This window comes from Leptospira haakeii (assembly GCF_002812045.1).
GTDB lineage: Bacteria > Spirochaetota > Leptospiria > Leptospirales > Leptospiraceae > Leptospira_B > Leptospira_B haakeii.
Genome location: NZ_NPEG01000015.1, coordinates 16,323 through 38,578 on the forward strand (window position 1 = coordinate 16,323; position 22,256 = coordinate 38,578).

Annotated in this window: 16 protein-coding genes; 3 read left to right on the forward strand and 13 right to left on the reverse strand. The window is 41.4% G+C overall.

Translation table 11 applies throughout. From position 1 onward, the window contains the following. Positions 1-4 precede the first annotated feature (4 nt). Positions 5-1,027, reverse strand: a complete 1,023-nt coding sequence (locus CH377_RS16915; RefSeq protein ID WP_008595388.1) for a rod shape-determining protein — start codon at positions 1,025-1,027, stop codon at positions 5-7. 188 nt (positions 1,028-1,215) lie between these two features. Here CH377_RS16915 and CH377_RS16920 point away from each other — a divergent pair, with 188 nt between their 5' ends. Both CH377_RS16920 and CH377_RS16925 read left to right on the forward strand, forming a co-directional pair. Then, positions 1,216-2,772, forward strand: coding sequence for a Ppx/GppA phosphatase family protein (locus tag CH377_RS16920; RefSeq protein WP_100724931.1), 1,557 nt, complete (start codon positions 1,216-1,218; stop codon positions 2,770-2,772). Beyond that, positions 2,769-3,443, forward strand: coding sequence for a hypothetical protein (locus CH377_RS16925; RefSeq protein ID WP_100724932.1), 675 nt, complete (start codon positions 2,769-2,771; stop codon positions 3,441-3,443). The genes CH377_RS16920 and CH377_RS16925 overlap by 4 nt, the downstream gene beginning before the upstream one ends. Before the next feature lie 86 nt (positions 3,444-3,529). On the opposite strand, the gene CH377_RS16930 is transcribed toward CH377_RS16925, so the two are convergent. From CH377_RS16930 to CH377_RS16975, 10 genes are all read right to left on the reverse strand, one after another. Then, entirely contained in the window at positions 3,530-5,752 is a 2,223-nt protein-coding gene (locus CH377_RS16930; RefSeq protein WP_100724933.1) for a SpoIIE family protein phosphatase, read from the reverse strand. A 118-nt stretch (positions 5,753-5,870) separates the two neighbouring features. After that, positions 5,871-7,982 carry an ATP-binding response regulator gene (locus CH377_RS16935; protein WP_100724934.1) on the reverse strand — a complete coding sequence of 704 codons (2,112 nt, stop codon included), beginning with the start codon at positions 7,980-7,982 and terminating at the stop codon, positions 5,871-5,873. Positions 7,983-8,040: 58 nt separating this feature from the next. Continuing rightward, the gene (locus CH377_RS16940; RefSeq protein ID WP_100724935.1) at positions 8,041-8,418 is read right to left on the reverse strand and encodes a response regulator; all 378 of its coding nucleotides are present in this window, start codon (positions 8,416-8,418) and stop codon (positions 8,041-8,043) included. A gap of 2 nt (positions 8,419-8,420) precedes the next feature. Continuing rightward, the gene (locus CH377_RS16945; RefSeq protein WP_100724936.1) at positions 8,421-9,968 is read right to left on the reverse strand and encodes a PAS domain S-box protein; all 1,548 of its coding nucleotides are present in this window, start codon (positions 9,966-9,968) and stop codon (positions 8,421-8,423) included. A 159-nt stretch (positions 9,969-10,127) separates the two neighbouring features. Continuing rightward, positions 10,128-10,520 (reverse strand): DUF6941 family protein, encoded by a 393-nt coding sequence (locus tag CH377_RS16950; RefSeq protein ID WP_100724937.1) that lies wholly within the window; start codon positions 10,518-10,520, stop codon positions 10,128-10,130. Positions 10,521-10,538: 18 nt separating this feature from the next. Continuing rightward, positions 10,539-13,313, reverse strand: coding sequence for a 2-oxoglutarate dehydrogenase E1 component (locus tag CH377_RS16955; RefSeq protein ID WP_100724938.1), 2,775 nt, complete (start codon positions 13,311-13,313; stop codon positions 10,539-10,541). Positions 13,314-13,326: 13 nt separating this feature from the next. Then, positions 13,327-14,730 carry a dihydrolipoyl dehydrogenase gene (lpdA, locus tag CH377_RS16960; RefSeq protein WP_100724939.1) on the reverse strand — a complete coding sequence of 468 codons (1,404 nt, stop codon included), beginning with the start codon at positions 14,728-14,730 and terminating at the stop codon, positions 13,327-13,329. A gap of 15 nt (positions 14,731-14,745) precedes the next feature. Further along, positions 14,746-15,996, reverse strand: coding sequence for a 2-oxoglutarate dehydrogenase complex dihydrolipoyllysine-residue succinyltransferase (gene odhB / locus CH377_RS16965; protein WP_100724983.1), 1,251 nt, complete (start codon positions 15,994-15,996; stop codon positions 14,746-14,748). Positions 15,997-16,137: 141 nt separating this feature from the next. Further along, positions 16,138-18,594 (reverse strand): penicillin-binding protein 1A, encoded by a 2,457-nt coding sequence (locus CH377_RS16970; protein WP_100724940.1) that lies wholly within the window; start codon positions 18,592-18,594, stop codon positions 16,138-16,140. Beyond that, on the reverse strand, positions 18,591-19,544 hold the full coding sequence (locus tag CH377_RS16975; protein WP_100724941.1) for an MBL fold metallo-hydrolase: 954 nt from the start codon (positions 19,542-19,544) through the stop codon (positions 18,591-18,593). Before CH377_RS16975 ends, CH377_RS16970 begins: the two co-directional genes overlap by 4 nt. 98 nt (positions 19,545-19,642) lie before the next feature. Here CH377_RS16975 and CH377_RS16980 point away from each other — a divergent pair, with 98 nt between their 5' ends. Beyond that, on the forward strand, positions 19,643-20,482 hold the full coding sequence (locus tag CH377_RS16980; protein WP_100724942.1) for a rhomboid family intramembrane serine protease: 840 nt from the start codon (positions 19,643-19,645) through the stop codon (positions 20,480-20,482). A 24-nt stretch (positions 20,483-20,506) separates the two neighbouring features. Here CH377_RS16980 and CH377_RS16985 read toward each other — a convergent pair whose 3' ends face one another. Further along, positions 20,507-21,301: a hypothetical protein gene (locus tag CH377_RS16985; protein WP_100724943.1), complete on the reverse strand. Its 795-nt coding sequence runs from the start codon at positions 21,299-21,301 to the stop codon at positions 20,507-20,509. Continuing rightward, positions 21,298-21,888, reverse strand: a complete 591-nt coding sequence (locus CH377_RS16990; RefSeq protein WP_243402109.1) for an SGNH/GDSL hydrolase family protein — start codon at positions 21,886-21,888, stop codon at positions 21,298-21,300. The genes CH377_RS16985 and CH377_RS16990 overlap by 4 nt, the downstream gene beginning before the upstream one ends. Between the last annotated feature and the right edge of the window lie 368 nt (positions 21,889-22,256).

Here is a 22,256-nt window from a genome sequence, read left to right on the forward strand (position 1 = left end):
CGAATTAACGGATCCCTGGTTTTAGATACTTAACTTCGTCCAAGAATTTTCCGGTTCCAAGTACGACGCAGGTCAGAGGGTTTTCCGCTCTGAACACAGGCACACCGGTTTCTTTAGAAAGATAGGTTTCTAATCCGCGAAGAAGACATCCTCCTCCTGTAAGAACGATCCCTCTTTCTACGATATCCGAAGCAAGTTCCGGAGGAGTCCTTTCCAGAACTCTTTTGATCCCGTCTAAAATTTCGTCGGTTGGTTCTTTAAGAGCCTTACGGATCTCATTGGATTCTAATTCAAGAGTACGAGGTAATCCTGAAATCGCATCTCTACCTTTTACTTCCATGGTCTCGGTTTTTTTCTCAGGGTAAGCATTACCGATAGTAAGTTTGATATCTTCCGCGGTTCTTTCCCCAACAACCAGGTTGTATTGGTTTCTTAAATATTTGATGATAGCATCGTCGAACTCATCACCACCGGTTCTGATGGACTCAGCGATCACCATACCGCCAAGAGAGATGACAGCGATCTCGGTAGTTCCACCACCGATATCCACGATCATATTACCGGCAGGTTCATTGATCGGAATATTTGCACCGATCGCAGCAGCTAATGCTTCATCGATCAAGAAGATCTCGCGAGCACCTGCTTGTTCTGCGGATTCACGAACCGCACGTCTTTCCACCTCAGTGATCCCGGAAGGAACTCCAATCACGATCCTAGGTTTTACGAAAGTAGTTCTATTATGGACTTTTGCAATGAAGTAGCGGATCATTTTTTCGACTGTTTCGAAGTCCGCGATCACCCCGTCTTTCATAGGACGGATTGCTACGATCTCGCCGGGAGTACGTCCCAACATTCTCTTAGCTTCCTGGCCTACTGCGAGCACTTTGCCCGTAGCCGCGTGGACCGCTACTACGGAAGGCTCGGAAAGAACGATACCTTGCCCTTTTACATGGACGAGAGTGTTTGCGGTTCCGAGGTCGATTCCCATATCGTTGGAAAATAATCCGTATAGCTTATCGAATATCATTTCTATCCTTTGCTGCCAGAAGGCTGGTTGATCTTATTTATTATCTGCAAGATCGGTGAAAATCTCTAGGATTTTACTGTCGCGATCCAATTCAATATTTCCTGCCCGATCCTTACGGGCAATTCCAAAACAAAAAAAACGAAAAACAAATTGGAACCCATTGCGACCTCCATAAACTTGGGGAACTTATGGTTCGGGAAAACACCCTAGCTGCCATCGATCTAGGCACAAACTCCTTTCACATGATTATCGTCCGGGTCCGAGAAAACGGGACCTTTGAAGCAATCGCCAGAGAGAAGGAGAACGTACGTCTCGGAAGCGGTTTGGAAGAAGGAGGAGAGATCGACCCTCCCGCATTTAGGCGCGCAATCGAGTGTTTAAAGCGTTTTAAGATGCTCGCTGATAATTCAAAGGCAGAGATCAGAGCAGTCGCTACATCCGCAATGAGAGAAGCTTCCAATCGTGCCGAATTCCAGGCCGCTGCCTTAAAGGAAGCAGGAATTAAAATAGATGTGATCAGCGGATATGAAGAAGCCCGACTCATCTATTTTGGGGTCCTACAAGGACTTCCTGTATTCGATAAAAAGGTCCTACTTGTGGATATAGGTGGAGGAAGTACCGAAGTTTTAGTGGGTTATAGAGGGGATATTCTATTCTCCAAAAGTTTCAAATTAGGAGCAATCCGACTCACCGAAAAATTCCTGAAATCGGAAACTTTGGATTCTTCTCAGATACGAAAATGTAAACTCTATGTGGAAGAGATCATTCTTCCTTTTAGAAAGATCATCAGGGATCTAAAACCAGAAATGATCATCGGTTCATCCGGAACAATCCAGGCAACTGCAGGAATTATCCGCGCATTCGAGAAAGAAGAAGTAGAAGAAAGGCCTCTCAACCATTATACATTCCAGTCCTCTGAATTCAAAAAAGCGAGGAATATGATCTTAGAAGCGGACACTTCTAAAAAGAGAAGTAAGATCCCTGGATTCGATTCCAAACGTTCCGATATCATCGTAGGTGGAATGTTGATCTTGGATGAACTATTTCAATTATTGGACCTTCCGGATATGACCGTATCCGAATTTGCACTTAGGGAAGGGATTATTTACGATACCATCCGAAAATGGGAACATTTTCAGGACTTAGAACATTCCAAACATCTGGATGATATCCGCCAAAAATCCATCTTGAACCTTTTGGTTTCTTACACGAGAGATCAAGAATACGCCCGCCATGTAGCCAAACTTTCACTGGATATATTCGATCAACTACAGTCAGTACATAGATTAGGAAAGGAAGAAAGAGAATATTTGGAAGCTTCTTCCTTACTACATGAGGTAGGGCTATTCATTTCTCATTCCGCCTATCATAAACACAGCTATTATCTGATCCGAAACTCGGAAGCGATGGTTGGTTTTACCTGGGGAGAAATAGAAATCATAGCCCTCACTGCAAGATACCACCGCAAAAGTTCTCCAAAGTCTAAACATAGAGAATTCCAAAGGGTCGGTCCAAGAGAACAGGAAACGGTCGAAAAACTTTCCGCAATTTTAAGGATCGCGAGTGCGTGCAACCGGAACAGACAAGGACTGATCGAAACCGTAAAATGCCAGGTCCGAAAAAATCAGGCGATCTTTACCTTGGTAACAAACCAGAACTATGATAAAAGTCTGGAACTTTGGGCATGCGAAGAACAAGCGGATGCATTCGAATCGGCTTATGGAATGGTGCCCTTATTTCAGTGAATAGATTTAGATCCTTCGGCTATTTTTTCGGCTTAGTTCTAGTATATTCTGCTTTTCTAAACTGTTTTACGGTTTTTCCTTATAAACAGGAGACAATCGACTCTCGCTTATTGGATAAAAAAGAAGAAGTAATCATCTCTAATAAGGGAAGAATAGATTACGAATTCCAAAACTTCGAGCTAGTCTTAAAAATAGAGGGAGCTTCCTTCCTGGAAACATTAGAAAAAAGGAAAACCTTAGAAACCAAGATCATTCATTACGATTACAAGAAAACAGACGGATACAGACAATTGGATCACGATGATAAACCCTGGAACAGGTATATCTTAGGAATGTTTGCTGATCTAGGAGCTCTATTCGAATGGACCACGATCCCCTTCCGTACAATTTCGAGAAAAAAAGAAGAAGAAACAGTTTTTGAGAATATTATAAAATCCGAAAAAATCAGAACTTTCGACCCTAAAGAACTCGAACTCATCTTGAGAGCGGAGAACACAGAATTTGTAAATCAGACTCTACGATCTGATACGATCCGCATCCCTCTCACCGAGATCCGAAAGTTTTTCCCGAAAACAAACTCAATTGAAACACTTCTCTATTATGGAAAAGAAAGGATAGAATACCAAAACATCCCAGTCGCAGAAGAAATCCATAAAATGAAATTAAAATAGGGCTCGCGCAGAGCACACTGAGTCAAAAACGTTTCGAGCGGACTTACAAAATAGCTCTCCGTGATCTTTGTGTCCTTGTGCGAACTTTATCTCAATATTCTTCTATCCTCGCTGGAATCCGAGATCTGTGCTGTTTTCTCTATTAGAAATTCTGAAAGTTTTTTGGCTCTCGGATGTTCTGGAGTGATCGCAGTTGCTTCTGCCAAAAGTTGAAACGATCTTTCCAATCTACTTTTAGAAGCATACATCTCCGCAAGATGAAGTAGATTATCAGAATCTATTGGATTTCTCATCCTATATCTTTCTCCTAAATCGATAGAAAGGACGATCTTCCCCGACTTACGAAGAAGTTTACTCACAGTAAAAAGAAATTCAGTATCCGTCGGCCTTCTTTGCACATACTTCAGACCAAGTTCTCCCGCCTTTGTATATTTTTTTCCAGAAGAATATTCTAAAGCAAGTCTTCTGCATTCCTGAACGGAAATCGTCTTCTGGATTTCATTCTTTTTTTCGAAATTAGGATCTTTGAGTAGGACTTCGGTAGATGCTAAACTTTTTTTAGGTGCTTCTATTCTAAGAAGAGAAAGATCGTCAGTAATCTCTCCTTCTTTTAAGATTAATTCATAAGTGAGATCCAGATCTCCCCTTGCCTTTCCTACAATTTCCAAAAACCTAGAATCATCTGGATCAATTTCCGATTGGATCAAAAGATCATCTCTTCCATCCGATCCGGAGAATAAAACATCTCCGGATCTCAACTGAAATACTTCTATATGTACATTGCGCCCTATTCCTGAATGGCCTATCTTAAAATATTTTTCTTTAGGCTCCAAGAACATAGTAGTTTCATCACGATAAAGAACAGGGGAAGGATGTTCGCAATTTATATAATATAGAACTCCTCTGGATTCATCAAGTAACCCTAAAAAGGCAGATGCCATCAAGGAACCGTCGAATGCTTCAAAAACTTTTTGTAATTCTATAAACCAGTTTTTCAACCATCTCTCAGGCCAAACATTTCGATACAGAGCTGGAGTTCTTTCAATCATGGACCTAGAGATAGAACCCAAAATGATCGCCCCTACTGCACCTTGTAAAGACTTACCCATCGCATCAGCATTCACAAATGCAATATAAGGTTTTCCTCTTAACCGAATGGAATGAGCGAGAGAAATATCTCCACCGATCTGTCTTTCTTTCTGTTTATAATTAAATTTTTTCTTCTGAACCGTTAAAGATCGAAAAGAATATTCGGAATCTTGCAATTGAATGGAATGTAAAGGTTCCGTTAAAAGAGAAGTTAGGAAATAATCCCCGTCTTGGCTAAGTTTTAACTTTTGGATCTCTTCCAGACTTTTCCCAAGTTCGTCTGCAGTTTCTTTTAACTGTTTGGTCCTCTCTTCTACCTTGGATTCCAAACCTTCATTTAAGGATTGGATTTCCTCATAAAGCCCCCTCAATCGTTCCACAACCTTTCCGATCCTTTGTTCTTGTTTACCGAATTCATCCAAGGAAGACGGGGAAATTTTGAGACCGAAATTACCTTCTCCTACTTCTTCCAAAAAACCGGTTACGGAAGAAAGTCTGGATCGTATCGCCTCGGTCACTATCCATGCAGTAAAGATCAAGGGTACAGAAAATAAGAACGCCATGATCGCTAAGTGAAGAAGCGGATTTTCCAAGCGTATCCTACCATCTACAGTCGCGTACAACATATAGCCTAAAAGACTGAATGGCATGGAGATCATTGCCATAACGACTACCAGCAAACGTTTGGAATAAGGAAAAAATAATCTGGTTTTAGCTTCCACTTCCCTGAATTTATTCTTACTCAAAGCGGGACGGACCGAGTATTCAGTAATAAACAAATAACTAATAAACGAAATCGGAATAATTCCTAAATATAATGCAGGAATAGTGGCGATCAGATTTGGCCGATAACCCACGATCCAATAAACAATAAGATGAGCGAGTAATACGCCAAAAAACCAACGACCCGCGATCACAAAGGATTCATAGATAGGCTGAGTAATATAAATTGATTTTGCAGAAGAAAGAAGATTTGGATCTACAGAACTTCTATCTTCCAAATAAGATGCCCTCTTCAATCTTATATATCTAAGATAGAAGGCTCCTAAAAGCATAGCTGTTGCTGCTATCGTTGCAGCCACTCCCATAGAAAGATATTCTTCTAAAGAATATAAAGAACCCGTAACTGCAGAAAAATAGACTGCGAATGGCACAGGAACAGTATGGGTAAATAGCTCCAGCCTCCAGGTTAGGACCGGCAAAAGACGTGCATGGCTCATTTTCGTTTCTCTTTTTCACTTAAATTAAAACCAACACTGTAGCGATTGCTACACAGATCAATATTTTATTTCTAATATAAGATAAAATTAAGTGAAATCTTAGATTTAAGAAAAGCGCCTAACATTCTCTGCTAAATTTATTTTGATCTAGGACAGAGCGGATGCAGGAAAGTATCTCCGTGCCTAAATACGGTTTTTGGATAAAACAACTTACACCGAATTCTTTTAAAGAAAGTTTTAATTCAGGGTCCATAAATCCGCTTGCAAGAATGATTTTTACGGAACTATGAACCGCTCTGATCCTCTTTATAACTTCTCCTCCTCCAAACTTCGGAAGTCCCAAATCGGTCATCACCAATTGGATTTCAGAGTGTTTAAGAAGAAATTGTTCCACTCCATCTTCTCCATCAATAGCTAAATGTACTTTATATCCTTTAGATCCCAAAAGATCAGCTAACATACTTCGAAGGAGTTCTTCATCTTCTATAACAAGTATACTTTCGTTACCTCCTAAAGATTCAGAGACTGAATAATCAGGCTTTATATTCAGTTCCGGCTTGTCTTTAGGAACAGGTAAGTATACGAAGAATGTAGTTCCCTTTCCTAATTCAGAATCTACTTCTATCCAACCTTTATGATTATCGATTACACTATATGCCAATGCAAGCCCTAGTCCTGTTCCCTTTCCGATATCCTTGGTAGTAAAGAATGGTTCAAAAATTCTCTGCTTCGTTTTTTCACTCATACCGCTACCTGAATCAGAAATACGTAATATTACGTATTTCTCGGCCATACTTTTGGAATATCCCATCTTTAGATTTTCCGAGTCGGTTAGAAAGGTCTCTATAGTCAAAAGTCCCCCGTCTTGCATAGCGTCCCGAGCGTTCACACATAAATTTAAGAGAACCTGATGGATCTGGTTAGCATCCACCTGAACCAAAGGAAGATCTTCTTGGAAATCTGTAAGTAGTCGGATATTTTTCGGAAACGTCTGGGAGACCAATTTACTGATCTCTAATATGATATCGTTTATTTGTGCAAGTTCCAGATTGAATTCCATTTTTCTGGCAAAAGTAAGAAGTTGCCTAACCAAGGAAGCTCCTCTTTGTGTAGCCATATGTAATGCCGAGACATGCTGAGAAAATTTTTCCGGATTATTCCGATTATTCTCTATCACTGATGTATGGCCCATTATGATGGAAAGTATATTATTGAAATCGTGAGCAATACCGCTTGCCAAGGTGCCTAAACTTTCCAGTTTTTGCGCCTGGATAAGTTGTTCTTCTAACTCGGCCTTTCTTTTCTCGACTTCTTTTAATTGAACTTCTTTTAATTTATGTTCCGTGATATCTTCCGCGACTCCAGCAACTCGGATCGTATCTCCTTTTTCATTCTTAACAGGAAATGCTTTATCTCGGATCCATCTAACCTCTCCATCAGGACGAATGATCCTATACTCTTCTCTATATTCTCCGTTTACTTGTCTTGTCCTTGCACTATTCATCACCCTATCTCTATCATCCGGATGGATACATTCCATCCAAGAAATAGGATTTTCCAAAAGACTTTGTCTGGACCTTCCCCAAATCTGTTCGTATCCTTGGCTGATATAGACTATTTCGTTTTTAGAAAGACTGGTCATCCAGAATACTTCATGGATCGCATCTGTAAGTTCTTTGAATAATTCTTCACCTTCTCGGTTCAGTCTTTCTGCCCTTATTCTTTCCTCAATTTCATAACCCAACTCCTCGCTTCTTCGTTGGAGCTCAAAATTTTTCTCTTCCAATTTTTCTACAAGCCTATGATTATATTGGCGAAGAGGAGCGGAATCCAGGACTAATCCTCTTACATTTCGTTTTGACCTAGGGTTTTGTATAAGTTTAACTACCGTTTCCTCCAATAATTTTAGTCCTGCTGGTTTTTTCAAAAATGCGTCCGCACCTAGATCAAAGGAAAGTTTTTCGTCCGAATCGGAAGTATAAGTGGCAGTATATATGATAATTGGAATATGTTTGAATTTCTCATTCTGTCTTACTTGAGAACAAAATTGATATCCGTCCATTTGAGGCATTAGAATATCCGAAATAATCAGATCTACTTCTGTATTTTCCAGGATCTCCAAAGCTTCTAGCCCGTTAGAAGCGGTGTAAATTTTCCTGGATCCATTTGCTAACTGAGCGGAAATTAATTTCCTGTTTTGATAGCTGTCGTCTACGACTAGAATGAGCATAAAATTTAAGTCCGAAAAAGGACCATATATTGATAAGGGACGAAAAAATTCTTTTGGATCATGGATTTAACCCCTTGATAAAGCCGTTAATTTGGTCCGTAAATTTTCTGGTATCGATTGGTTTTGTAATATAACCATCGCAACCTGCTCCATAAGCTTTCTGCGCATCCCCTTTCATTGCAAAAGCGGTAACAGCTATGACGGGTATATTTTTTGTATTTTCTCTTTCTTTTAATTGTCTAGTAAGAGTTAGTCCATCTACTCCCGGTAATTCTATATCCATTAGGATCAGATCCAAAGGGAAATTATCAATGATCTGAAGTGCCTCTTCCGCATTTCCAGCTTTCAAAACTTCGTATTCGTCCAACTCCAATAATTCGCAAATCAATTTAAGATTTACTATATTATCATCTACAACCAAAACCTTAGGGGGCATATCTATTTACCGTTTGAGATCTTTCTTGGAAGTATTATAGTAAAAACCGATCCTTTTCCCAACTCACTTTCTACGTATATTTTTCCATTCATCAATTCCACGATCCTTTTGGTTAATGCAAGCCCGAGCCCTGTTCCCTGGAATTGTCTATTAGCGCCGCTATCAATTTGTTGGAATTCCTCAAAAATCCTATTTAAGTCGTTTTCTCCTATACCTATTCCATCGTCTTCGAATCTCATCTTGATCGTATTCCTGTCCTCCGCTTCCATACTCACTCTGATATTTCCGTTTTCGTGACTGAACTTGACGGCGTTGGATAACAGATTATACAAGATCTGTTTTATCTTTTGAGGATCTAAAGTCACCAAATCGATAGAGTCATCTATTTTTATCGAAAAACCGATCTTCTTCCTTCTTAATAATGGACGAATGATAGAGGAAACTTCTCTGATCGCGTTGGATAAGGAGAATGTTTCCAAAAATAATTCCATCTTTCCGGATTCCACTTTGGCAAGATCCAGAACATCATTGATCAATTTAAGAAGATGATTCGCACTATTTAAGATATCTGTTAAGTATTCTTTTTGTTTTCCATTTAAAGGTCCCGGCCTTTCGTCGGAGAGTAATTCTGAAAAACCTATAATCCCGTTCAGAGGTGTTCTCAATTCATGAGACATGTTCGCCAAAAATTCACTTTTTAATCTGGCGGTTTCCTTCATCCTTTCATTCTGTTCTTCCAATGCGGCTCTTCTGAATTCCTCTTGCTGTTTTCTTTCTGTGATATCACGGATTGAACTGGAAACTAACATACCTTCTTCTGTTTCTAAAGGACTTAAGCTGATCTCTACTGGAAACTCTAATCCATTCTTCTTTAGCCCGTATAATTCGAGCCCGCTTCCCATTCCTCGAACTTTCGGATCTTTGAAAAAACCGATCCTATTTTGCGGATGATTTGCTCTGAATCTTTCCGGAACTAAAACTTCTACCGGTTTGTGTAATAATTCTTCCCTAGGGTATCCGAATAATTTTTCTGCTTGGGAATTGATTAGTACGATATTTCCTTCCCGATTTACGATCACGACCGCGTCCGGTGCGGATTCCAGAAGTCCTCTGAACTTTGCTTCAGCCTTGATCCTTTCTCGAATGTCTCGGATAGCACTTAATACTAATGTTGTTTCTTCAGTTCTATAAGGGCTAAGGCTGATCTCTACCGGAAATTCCGCTCCGTTGGACTTCCTACCAAAAAGTTCCGAGCCCACTCCCATGGATCTAGTCCTAGGTTGTGTGAAATAATGATCACGATGAGAAATATGATTTTTTCTAAATCTATCAGGAAGAAGGATCTCTATTGGCTGTCCTAAAAGGTTCTCCATTTTGTAGTCGAACATTCTCAGGGCTTGTTCATTAACGAATACGATACTTCCTGAATCATTTACCATCACGATAGAGTCTGGTAAAGATTCCAGAAGTCCCTTAAACTTAGCCTCGATTAGCCTTGCATCCTTCAAAGCTTTTTCGAACGTAATATCTTTTTCAGCAGGAGTTGTCATAATATTAGAAATTCATATATTAGAGACGGGTACAATACTTTGAAAAAATTCCCAAAGCAAGCGCATTTCAAAAGGTTAATATTGGAAAAAAATTATTTTCCCTTCGTACAAGAAAACGAAGGCACTCGTAAAAGATTTAAGATTTTCTAAAAGATTAGATTAGGTAGGATTTAATTTATCTACCCAAAGGGGGCGACTTCCCACAATTTCGGAGCCTACTTTAAAAAGTAGAATATACCTTCCTTCTTTTGGGAAAACTGCGTGAGGGATTGGGATCCCGATTTCAACAGGTTCGGAGCCGTTATTGACCCGGATATTACCTCCGACTCCTATTACTTTTTCTCCCGAATCTGCGTGTTCTAATTCTAGGGAAAATTCATGGTCTCCTGGGGAAAGATTTGTGACACATACGTATATTCCCCAGGGAGGAAAGACTACGGGAAATTGTCCGGTAAAGAACTTGGTAAAAGTCCCTATAATTCCTTTTTTCCCGTTGTCTTCCGAGATGACCCGGTCCGCAAAAACTAATGCTAATAGGACGGGTTCTCCCACGTTATTCGACACCTAAGATCAGACAGTGTAAGCGTCTGAAACTAATTGTTCCTGCTCTTTAGTATGGACTTTCATGTGTCCTGCAGCAGGGCTTGCAGATTCTTTTCTTCCGGCGTATTTGAGTTTTGTTCCGTTAGGAAGAAGATCTTCGAATCTATCTCTTACAAATGTCCAAGCACCTTGATTTTTAGGCTCTTCTTGGCACCAAACAAAAGTTTTAGCGTTTTTGTAAGTTTTAAGGACTTCTTGGATCTCTTTCGCAGGGAAAGGATAAACCTGTTCAACTCGGATAAGCGCCGTGTTCTGCACCTTATTCTCTTCTCTATATTTTAGAAGATCATAATATACTTTTCCGAAACTGAAGACTACCTTTTCCACTTTGTCCGCTTTGATCTCGGCTTGGTCCGGAAGAACTTCTCTAAACGCTCCTTTTAATAGATCGTCTATTGGAGAAAGAGCTCCGGGGAAACGTAACAAAGACTTAGGAGTAAAGATGATCAGAGGTTTGCGGAAATTGCGCAGTATCTGTCTACGGAGTAAATGGAAATACTGAGCAGCATTCGTACAGTTTGCCACTTGCATATTATTGTCCGCACATAGTTGTAAAAATCTTTCGACCCTACCGGAACTATGTTCTGGTCCTTGTCCTTCGTATCCGTGAGGAAGAAGTATCACAAGACCGGACATCCTTTGCCATTTCACTTCCGAGCTGGAAAGGAATTGATCAAAGATCACCTGAGTATTATTTGCAAAGTCACCGAACTGAGCTTCCCAAAGAACTAGAGCGCTTGGATCAGAAAGTGAGTAACCATATTCAAAACCTAAAACAGAAAACTCAGACAAGGAGGAGTTAACAACTTCTGCCCTTGCTTGTTTTTCCGAAATATGATTTAAACCTACGTATTTTGCTCCTGAGTTAATATCTACAAGAACCGCATGTCTATGAGAGAATGTTCCGCGTTGGCTGTCCTGACCGGAAAGACGAACTCTAAATCCGTTTTCCAAGATCGAACCGAAAGAAAGTGCCTCTGCCATTCCGTAATCCAAAGAAGCTTTTCCTTCTGCCATTTCTTTACGACTTTGTAGAAGTTTTACTAATTTAGGATTCGGAGTGAAACCATCAGGAACAGTGGTGATCGCTTTTACGATACGATCAATTTGCTCCGCTAGTAGAGAAGTAGCAGTACCACTATCGAGAGGTTCTTTGGAATATTTCGCCCAAACACCTTGCATAGTATCCACTTTCATCTTGATATCTTGTTCTTTTGCTCTTTGGAAAGAATCTTCTAAACCTTGAGCGGAACCGTTCTTAATGAAATCCAACTCTTCTCCGGTAATATCACCGTCATTTATAAGTTTTTTCTCATATAATTGAGCAGTAGGGAGATGACTTTTAATGATGGAATACATTTTAGGCTGAGTAAATGCAGGCTCATCCGTTTCGTTATGACCTAATCTACGATAACAGATCAAATCTATGATAAAGTCTTTTTTGAACTTTTGGCGATATTCCATTCCGAGTTTAGTCACTCGGTATACAGCTTCCGGATCGTCTCCGTTTACGTGAACGATCGGAATTTGATAACCTTTTGCAAGATCAGTTGCGTATAACGTGGATCTGGACTCATTCGGTAAAGTGGTGAATCCGATCTGGTTATTGATCACAATATGGAAAGTTCCACCGGTTGTATAACCGTCGAGGTTCATTAGGTTGATGGTTTCTGCCACCACACCTTGTCCTGCAAACGCGGCATCTCCATGGATGGTGATCGGCATAAATTTAGAACGATCCGCATCCCCATATTGTTCTTGGCGAGCACGAACGGAGCCGGTAACAACCGGGTTCACTGCTTCCAAGTGACTTGGGTTGAATGCAAGGGAAAGTTTAACTTCTTTCCCACTTGAAGTCATTTTACTATTAGAATATCCTAAGTGATACTTAACGTCTGCATAACTTCCGGCGCTTTTATCCGCCTTCTCTTCGAATTCTGCGAATACTAAAGAAGCAGGTTTTTCGATCACGTTTACGAGTACGTTCAAACGTCCTCTATGCGCCATACCGATCACGAGTCCGTCCATTTTGAAACGTCCGGCCTCCTCAACGATCGTGTCGAGCATAGGGATCATACTTTCTCCTCCTTCTAAGGAGAAACGTTTTTTACCCACGTATTTTTTAGCTAAGAATGTCTCCAAATGATCCGCTTGGAATAATTTTTCGAACAATCTCAGACGTGTACTTTTAGGAAGAGGGGCATGATATTCTGCAGACTCGATCTGATGTTGGAGCCATTCCCTTTCTTCGTCGTTTACTAAATAATATTGCTCATAACCTACAGTGCTGCAATATGCTTTTTCAAACCAAGCTACAACATCTTTCAGTTTTGCACGACCCAGAGAGGGATTCTGTGTGTCGACTACTGTATCTAGATCCGCAGCGGTTAGATTTCCCAATTTGGATTCGATGAACTTTCTGTTCGGTTGAGAAATTCCAAGAGGATCTACATTAGCAGCTAAGTGTCCCTGTCTACGATAAGCGTTCAACAGGTTAATAATCCCCATCTCTCTGATGGACCCTGCCTGAGCATCCGTAAAAGAAGTGGCAACGGCTGATTTTCCGTTACCATTCCCATTTCCGTTAGATCCGTTAGGATATACTCCGTTAGTCTCTACTTCTTGGAAGAAGAGAGACCATTCTTTGTCCAAAGAGTTCGGATCCTTCTTAAACTTTTCGTAAAGTTCTTCGAGTAATGCTCCGTTCTCTCCGTATAATGCCATCAATTGTTCGATTTTCATGATCGGATCTCCCCTAAGCGTGAATTGCCCACTTGTCTACGGCCATGGCGGCCTCTTTTACGACTTCGGACAATGTAGGATGTGCGTGGAAAGAACGTGCTATATCTTCCGAAGAAGCACCGAACTCTACTGCAACCGCAAGTTCAGCGATCATATCCGAAGCTCTAGGCCCGAACACAAACGCTCCCAATACCTTATCCGTTTTTTTATCTGCTAAAATTTTGACTTGGCCTTCCGCTTCGTTCATAGCCTTAGCTCTTGCATTCGGCTTAAATAATGACTTACCAACTTTGTATTCTACACTGGCAGCTTTTAGTTCTTCTTCACCTTTTCCAACCCAAGCCATTTCAGGCCAGGTATAGATGATGCTTGGAACCGCAGCGTAATTCACATGTCCGGATTGACCCGCGAGTAATTCCGCAAGCGCAACACCTTCTTCTTCTGCCTTATGAGCAAGCATAGGTCCGTCGATTACGTCACCGATTGCGTAGATACCGGCAGCGCTGGTTTGGAAATGAGAATCTACCTTGATCCTTTTTCTCTCTGTTAATTGGACCCCTGCCGCCTCTAATCCGATCCCATCGATAAATGGTTTACGACCGACTGCAACAAGTACAACATCCGCATCCAGTTCGGATTCTTTTCCATCAGGTGCCGCAATCTTTACTTTAGCACCTGATTTAGAAGCAGTCGCTCCTAATACCTTATGTTCGAATAAGAAATTAAAACCTTGGGACTCTAAACTTCTTTGCAATAAGCTACCGAAAGAACGATCTACTGTAGGAAGAAGTCCTGGTAGTAGTTCCACAACTGTGACTTCTGCCCCGAGTCTTCCCCATACGGAGCCTAACTCTAAGCCGATAACTCCTGCACCGATCACTACTAGTTTTTTAGGAACTGATCTTAGATCGATTGCATGGTCAGAAGTGATGATAGACTTTCCGTCCACAGGCAGACCAGGTATATCTATTGGAACAGAACCTGTCGCTAGAACGATATGTTTTGCGCTTAGAACTTCCTTTTTGCCGTCAGCTAAGGCAACTTCTACCTGGCCGCCTCCGAGCAATTTACCAAAACCCTCATAACGAGTGATCTTGTTCTTCTTCATTAAGTAGTCTACACCGTCTGTGACTTCCTTAACGATCGTGTTCTTACGCTCCATGAGTTTGTTTAGGTCCAGAGTAACTTTGCCGACTCCGATCCCATGGATATCAGTCTTATGTAAAACTTTATGATATTCTTCAGAAGAATCCAAAAGTGCCTTAGAAGGAATACAACCTACGTTCAAGCAGGTTCCTCCCAAGGTTTTTCTTTTTTCGATGATCCCGGTTTTGAACCCGAGTTGAGCCGCTCGGATCGCGCCTACATAACCTCCGGGTCCCGATCCGATCACTAATACGTCGTATTGTTCCGCCATACTTATTAGACTTCCTTAAACTTCTAAAAGAAGGCGGGTCGGATCTTCGATCGCTTCTTTTACTTTTACGAGGAAGGTTACTGCTTCTTTTCCATCTACAACTCTATGGTCATAAGAAAGAGCAACATACATCATAGGTCGTATCACAATCTGATCGTTCACTACTACTGCACGTTTTACAATATTATGAAGTCCCAAAATTCCACTTTGTGGTGGGTTCAGGATAGGAGTGGACATCATGGAACCGTAAATCCCTCCGTTGGAAATAGTGAACGTTCCACCTTCCATATCGGAAAGATCGATTTTTCCATCCTTTACCTTATTAGCAAGGCGAGCAATTTCGGATTCAACCTGAGCGAAACTTAAAAGATCCGCGTCACGAACAATCGGAACTACCAGGCCTTTTGGACCTCCAACAGCCACACCGATATCGAAGTAGTTTTTATAAACTAAATCAGTACCGCGAATTTCTGCGTTGATTGCAGGAACAAATTTTAAAGCTCCGATCACTGCTTTAGTAAAGAAGCTCATAAATCCTAAATTGATATTATGCGCGTCTTTGAACTTGTCCTTGTATTTGGCACGAAGGTCCATCACAGCACTCATATCTACTTCGTTAAAAGTAGTTAGTAGAGCTGCATTATGCTGAGCTGCAACCAAACGATTTGCGATCGTCTGGCGAAGTTTAGTCATCGGAACAACGTTTTCTCTCGGAAGATTACTACGAGAAGCAGCAGGAACCGCTTTAGGAATTTCAGGAGAAGGAGCAGACTTTGCTGCTACCGGCGCTGCGGAAACAGCAGCTGCTGGTGCTGACTGTTTATTTGCAATTGCATTTAACACGTCTTCTTTGGTGATCTGTCCGTTCTTACCAGAGCCAGAGATAGAAGCAGGATTTAATCCGTTATCATCTATTAGTTTGCGAACAGCAGGAGGAAGTGTATCGTTCTGCGCTGCGTTAGTCGTGTTAGTTTGTGCTGTATTTGTTGTTGAAGGAGTGCTTGGAGTAGGAGTGCTTTTTGCGGAGGCAGAAGGGTCGATGATTCCGATCACTTCTTTGATCTTGACCGTCTCCCCCGGTTTCTTGTTAATTTTTTGGAGAACTCCCGCCGAGGGGGCTGGCACCTCCATGGTCACCTTGTCGGTTTCCAATTCCACCAGGACCTCGTCCTGTTCTACTCGTTCGCCTTCTTTTTTTACCCAGTTTGCTATTGTTGCTTCCGTAATGGATTCACCCATTTCGGGAACCTTGATCTCTATCGACATCTTGATCCTACGGAGGTCGGTGTATACGTCCCGTTCCGGGACCGCCTCCATTTCACTTTCGGAAAGCTGAAAAATTCTGTAAAGTCGTTCTTGTCAAATCGGTGTTTTGGATGAATTTTCCCGAAATCACACTAAGGTTTTTTAGTCCGCTTGCGGTTTAAACTTACGTTCCGTTTTTCCGATCTCTTCGTCGCTGATCTGGTATTCCAATTGCAGAAATTCTCTGAAATCTATTGACTTATGATGGTCCCGATCTCCGTCGCATTGGCGGTTTGCTTGGACAGATTTTGTCACACCTGCTACAGTAATCGGCTTTAAAGTCAAGTTCTGGGTAACAGGACATACTCCCGGTTTAGGAGACAGTCCATTATACGCACAGGTTCCTCCACCTTGCACTTCCTCAGGCTGTGGATCCAGACCATGCTCATTTTCGAAAGTAGGATAATTTTCACCGTTATAAAAACGACGGTACATTTTTCCCCAAATAGGAACTGCAAGAACCCCAGCAGCCTGCCCTCTTCCGAGCGAGATAGAACTTTTATCGAATCCGAGCCAAATAACAGTGGTCAATTTAGGATCAAACCCGCAGTACCAAGCATTTGTAAAAGAAGAGGTCGATCCGGTTTTTCCAGCAGCGATCCCTTTATAATTTCCTTGGTCAGCAGAATGGAGTCCGTTCGCGGCAGTTCCCCCCATAGCAACCATGGTCAACATTTTACGAAGAATATAAGCCGTTCCTTCGCTGATGATCTGGATAGAACCGTCTTCCGCTTCTTTATCTAATTCTTCTCGGACTTTTAGTTCTTCGTTATAAATTACATTTCCTGACTGATCGATCACATATCGAACAGAGAGTGGGATCACATTTCTTCCCTTATTTGCGATGATAGAATATCCCACTGCCATTTCATATGGAGAAAGTTCAGCAATTCCCAACGCAAGAGCAGGACTAGGCATAAATCTACTCTTATCAGCTTTTGTTAAGCGAGAAGCAAAGTCTATGACAGCATCCGCGCCTGTGCGTAGGAACACCTGCACAGAAACGATGTTTAATGACATGGAAAGTGCTCTGGAAAGAGGAACCATCCCTTGGAAATCTCCATCGAAATCCTGAGGAGACCAACCTTCTCCTTCTTCGGTTAGGGTAGTCAAAGGTGCGTCCATGATCCCAGTTCCGGAACCTACGATACGTTCAGCGATCGCTGCCCCATACACGAAAGGTTTAAAAGAAGATCCAGTCTGCCTTCTCGCTTGAACCGCTCTATTGAATTGGTTTTTAGGAGTAAATTCATAACCTCCGACCATTGTTTCTATATAGCCGTTGGTATGATCGATTGTAATAGCAGCACCTTCTACGTGAAGGTTTTTACCGAATACCGCCGATCTTTTTTGGAATTCAGTGAATGCAGCGGATTCGTTATCCGCAGGAAGAAGTAAACTAAGAACATCGGCCGAATCGATGAGTTCCTTTTCGAGTGCCACTCTGAAGTTTGCCTTATCATCCAAGCGGCTTACAAAAGTAGGAGCCACAGGGAATAAGGAACCTATAAAATTATAAAGTCCTACAAGTCCACGATCTGCGCCACCAGCATAATTCACGGTAACGCCAGAAACGAGATCGTCGTGCTTTTTGAGAGCCTTACGAAGCTCGTCCTGAGCGATCTCTTGTTTGCGAATATCCAGAGTGGTGTAAATTTTGAGACCGCCGCTGTAGATACGGTCTTCTCCCAATTCTTTTAATAATCTCTGTCTTACGAATTCAGTAAAATGGGGAGCTCTATTCAGCTTAGTTCCCCAGGTGGATTGAGAAGGGGACTGAGTGATTACGATCGGCCAGTATTTTTCCCAAAATTCGTCATGGATGGTTTGGACCTTGTCTACAGGAACAAATCCTTGGGATGCCATAAGTTTCAGAACTTCTATATGAGCTCTTTTAGAAGCGGCCGGATTTTTATAAGGAGAATAATCCACAGGCGCTTTAGGAAGTCTTGCAAGAAGTGCAGCTTCTGCCACATCCAAATCCGAAACATCCTTATGGAAATACACATCCGCCGCAGAAGCAAGACCCGTCGTTCCATGACCTAAGTATATTAAGTTAAAATAAATTTCTAATATTTCTTCTTTAGAATATTCCTGTTCTATCTGAAGAGTAAATAGAGCTTCTACGAATTTACGGATAAAGGATTTTTTCCTATTATTTAAAACAGTTTTAGCAAGCTGTTGTGTAAGAGTGGATCCGCCCTGTTTGATCCTACCTGAGATCACATTGACTGCCGCCGCGCGAAGGATTGCGGAGAAATCTATCCCGAAGTGATTGAAAAAGTTATTATCCTCTACTGAGAGGAATGCTTGGACCACATGAGGAGGAATATCTTGGTATTTTAGAAGTTGTTGTTTATGACGATACAACTCTGCATACACTACTCCGTTGATATCGTATAAACGAGTTGGAGTGGTTGGTTGGTAAGAAGCAAGGATTGCAAGCTCCCCACCCTCATCCACTTCGGCGATAATATATCCAAAAAATAGACCGCCTAGTAAGGCTAAGACCAAAAGTGTTTTTGTAGCTCTGTGAATTCCTTCGCTAAATAGATTCATACGAGTTTGAATTTCATTCCTTCTCTAGCCAGTACAATGGATAGGTCCTTGGTTCCAAGATTTTCAGCATGGGTTCTGGCGTCATCCAAGATGATAGCTAAAATTTCGTCCGAATAGGCGGGTTCATGGTGGGTCAAAGCCAGTTTTTTGACCTCCCAAGAAGAAGCACAATTGACTGCCATTGTATAAGCAGTATGGCCCCAATCGAATTTCTGGAAGGATTCGTCCAAAGTGTACTGAGCGTCCAAAACCAGAAGATCCGCACCCTTAAAGAACGGTTTTTGTTCCTGAATCAGAGGAAAATCCTCACCATTATATTCTGCGTCTGTGGCAAAAATAAAACTTTTCCCATTTTCGGTGAATTTGTAAGCGATGGAGCCTCCCGGATGTTTGAGAGCGAGCCATTCTATTTTAACACCGCCGATTTCCAGGACTTCTCCCTTTTGGAGCCTATGGAAATTTCTTTCTGAACCGAAATGATCAAAATGGATCGGGAAAAATCTGGGCTCTTGTTGGTATTTTAATCTTTCCGGAAGATCTTCCAAGGGAGAATAGAAGGTGAACTTATTTCCGGGAATATACAACGGTTTGAAAAAAGGGATCCCGTGGATATGATCCCAGTGAGTGTGAGTAAAAAATACGGAAGCTTCTCCCTTTCCTTGCCCGAATTTTTCTCGGACTAAGTCCTCTCCTAAAACTCTGGCTCCAGTTCCAAGATCCACGACCAGCTCCACCCCGGAAGAGCCTATTATCCGAACACAGGTAGTGTTGCCGCCAACAACATAATTCAGAGGTTCCGGCAACCCATCGAACCATTCTTCGGGAGAAGAAAAAGCTTTTCCCTCCGACTTGGCCACAAGTCTCAATATGGAAATTACTTTCTCCCTGTATTCCTCGTTTGATAAGGGGGCAGGAATAGAGCCCCGAACTCCGTACAAGAAGATTTCCATTTTAGGAACATTTACTATATTTCCCCCAAACTGTCAAAGGAAACAAAATCTCGGATTTAGGTTGTCGTTCGAAAGGAAAAAAGAAAACTAGGAAGGCAATGGCGTCTTTCTCTAGCGGATTCGGTGTCTCAACCTCTCCCCTCGTTCGTAAACTTTTGATCTTAAATATAGCGATTTTCGGGATAGAGTTTATCCTAAGCTTAGTCGCCCCTTCCATTCTTTTGGCCATTCTGGGCTTATTCGGACTGACTCCAGGTTTAGTCCTAGAAAAGTTTTTTGGCTGGCAGCTACTGACTTACAGCTTCTTCCATTCCCCAAATATGTTAATCGGATTCTTATTCGAGATGTTCGCATTTTGGATGTTCGGGTCTGCGTTAGAATCCCATTGGGGAACCAGGAATTTTTTACGTTATTTTATGTTCTGCGTCTTCGGAGGTGGGGTTGCCACAGTGCTTGCCTCTTTGTTTGGGTTCCAACAAGGGACAGTACTTGGGATTTCAGCAGTTCTATACGGGCTTATCACGGCTTATGCATTGATTTGGCCGAATAGAGAACTTTTGTTTTGGGGAATTTTCCCGATCAAGGCAAAATATCTGGCTGCTTTAATCTTAGTGGTTTTAGTACTTTTAGGATTACAATCGGGAAACCCAATTGCGAACGGACTCGGCGGTTTTGCTGCGGGCGGGCTTTACTTTTTATATTATACTAAAGTAAAATATAAATTCGGGATCAAATTTCCAAGCTTCTCTTTTTCCAGATGGAGACAAAAAAGAAAGATGGTCCGTTGGCAAGAAGAGATGAAAACAAGAGAACAAGCAAAAGAAGAAGTAGATCGTCTCTTAGAAAAAATTTCCAAAGAAGGAATGAATTCTCTTAACAAAAAAGAGAAAAAATTCCTGAAAGAAGCTTCTACAAAGTATTACGAAGCGAAAGATTAGGTCCTGCTGCGCTCATTCACAATATTATTCAAAAGAAAACATCTGCTGATAACCCAGCTTAAAGCCCTGATCGTAAGTATTATCTTTTCTCATCCCGTATAAACCGCTAAAGAAAACTCGCCCTCCATCTCCAATCTTATACTGAACACCAGGATGAAGATTGAATGAATCGGAACGAGGAGTTGAGATCGTATCTTCCACTGCCATACGATAGGTAGTTTCCAGAAGAAGGATCCAATTTGAATCTGTCTCGTAAGACAAAGTAGCACCCGCTTCCATATAACGATAATATTTATCTTGGACAGGATCTCTAAATTTGGAATCGGTTTCTCTTTCGTATAACCCGAATGCCTGGAGCTTAGTTCTACCAAAATCTAAAACAAAACCAAGATGAGGACGAACCAAAAGTAGATCCGGATTTCTTTCACCGATCCAAGGTTCGGATGCAGAAGGTCCGTAAACGTTTACACCTCCTCCTATCGAAAATATCCCGAAAGTGAAAAACGTTTTCAAACCCGCTTTCCATCTATCCCAACCACTCCAGGGCGTAGTCCGAGTGGCGTATTGGTCTACGTATCCATACCCTGCAGAAACTGAAAAATGATCTCCCAATTTCAATTCCCCATTCAGAGAAACATTTCGATTTCGATCATAATCGTTAGAATTTCTGTATTCTTTCGCATCTGCACTAATTACAAAAATATTATATACTCCTACTGATTGTCCCCAGGCCGGATATGGGATCGTAGTCTTATCGGATCCAAAAATTTCTGCGACCGGGCTCAGTAATAGCAGAAGGAATAAGAAACGAAACCTCATAATAGAAACTCCAACCAAAACTCAGGCAGAGTAGCTTTGAGATATTCTCTCACTCTTTGAGAAAGAATTCCGTATCCTTCGTCAGTTAAGTGACCTCCGTCCAATAACATTTCGTCATGGATCAGATCTTCAGGATCAATTCTAGGCAAGAAGGTGACCTTCTTCTTCATTTCCAAATTGATCATGGACGCTGCCTTAACAGGCCAAGGAAGTTGGACACTCCATACATTCAGAACTATGATATAATCACAGCGGTCGTTCAGTATTTCCAAGGTCTTAAGCTGACGCTGTACAGTTGCGTCGACCTCTTCCCAAGTGGGTTCGAAATTATTCAGGAAATCATTTACACCGCCGTTCAACATGCAGGATCTAAATTTTCCTGTTTCGTTTTTGGCTGCTTCCTGGATCTCATAAGTCCTTCTTCCTGGAAACGCCTTCTTATAAGTTTCAAATTCAGGGAATTGTTCTTCTACAGGCCAAAAGGCGGAGATACTATCCCCGAAAAGGGCAAAGCTAGGTTTGTATAATTTGGATTTTTTGGAATGTGTATCTTGGTCTATAACGCATACCCCCAACAAAAGGGACATGGCCAAAACAAAAACTGAAAACCGATTAAAAACTCCCCTGGTTCTCGAAGGGAAAGAAAGAAGCCTCAACTTCTCTAAGAAATAAATTATATTCATTTTTCATAATGCTCTATAAATTAGGACAAGGAAAGAAAGAAGAATGTTCCAATTTTATTAAAAATCGCGTAACGGTGACCGCAGTTCAATCAAACTTAAAGTGCACTTTAATATTATATTTTAATAATATATATGGAACGCGGTTCATTTATATTCGCACAAAGTGTTTAAAATTATTCCCTGAGTAAGAAAAGAGAAAATAAGTTTAGGACCGGTGTTTAAATAGATCAATTAAGACCACAGACCGTAGCAAAACCCATGGACGAAAACTA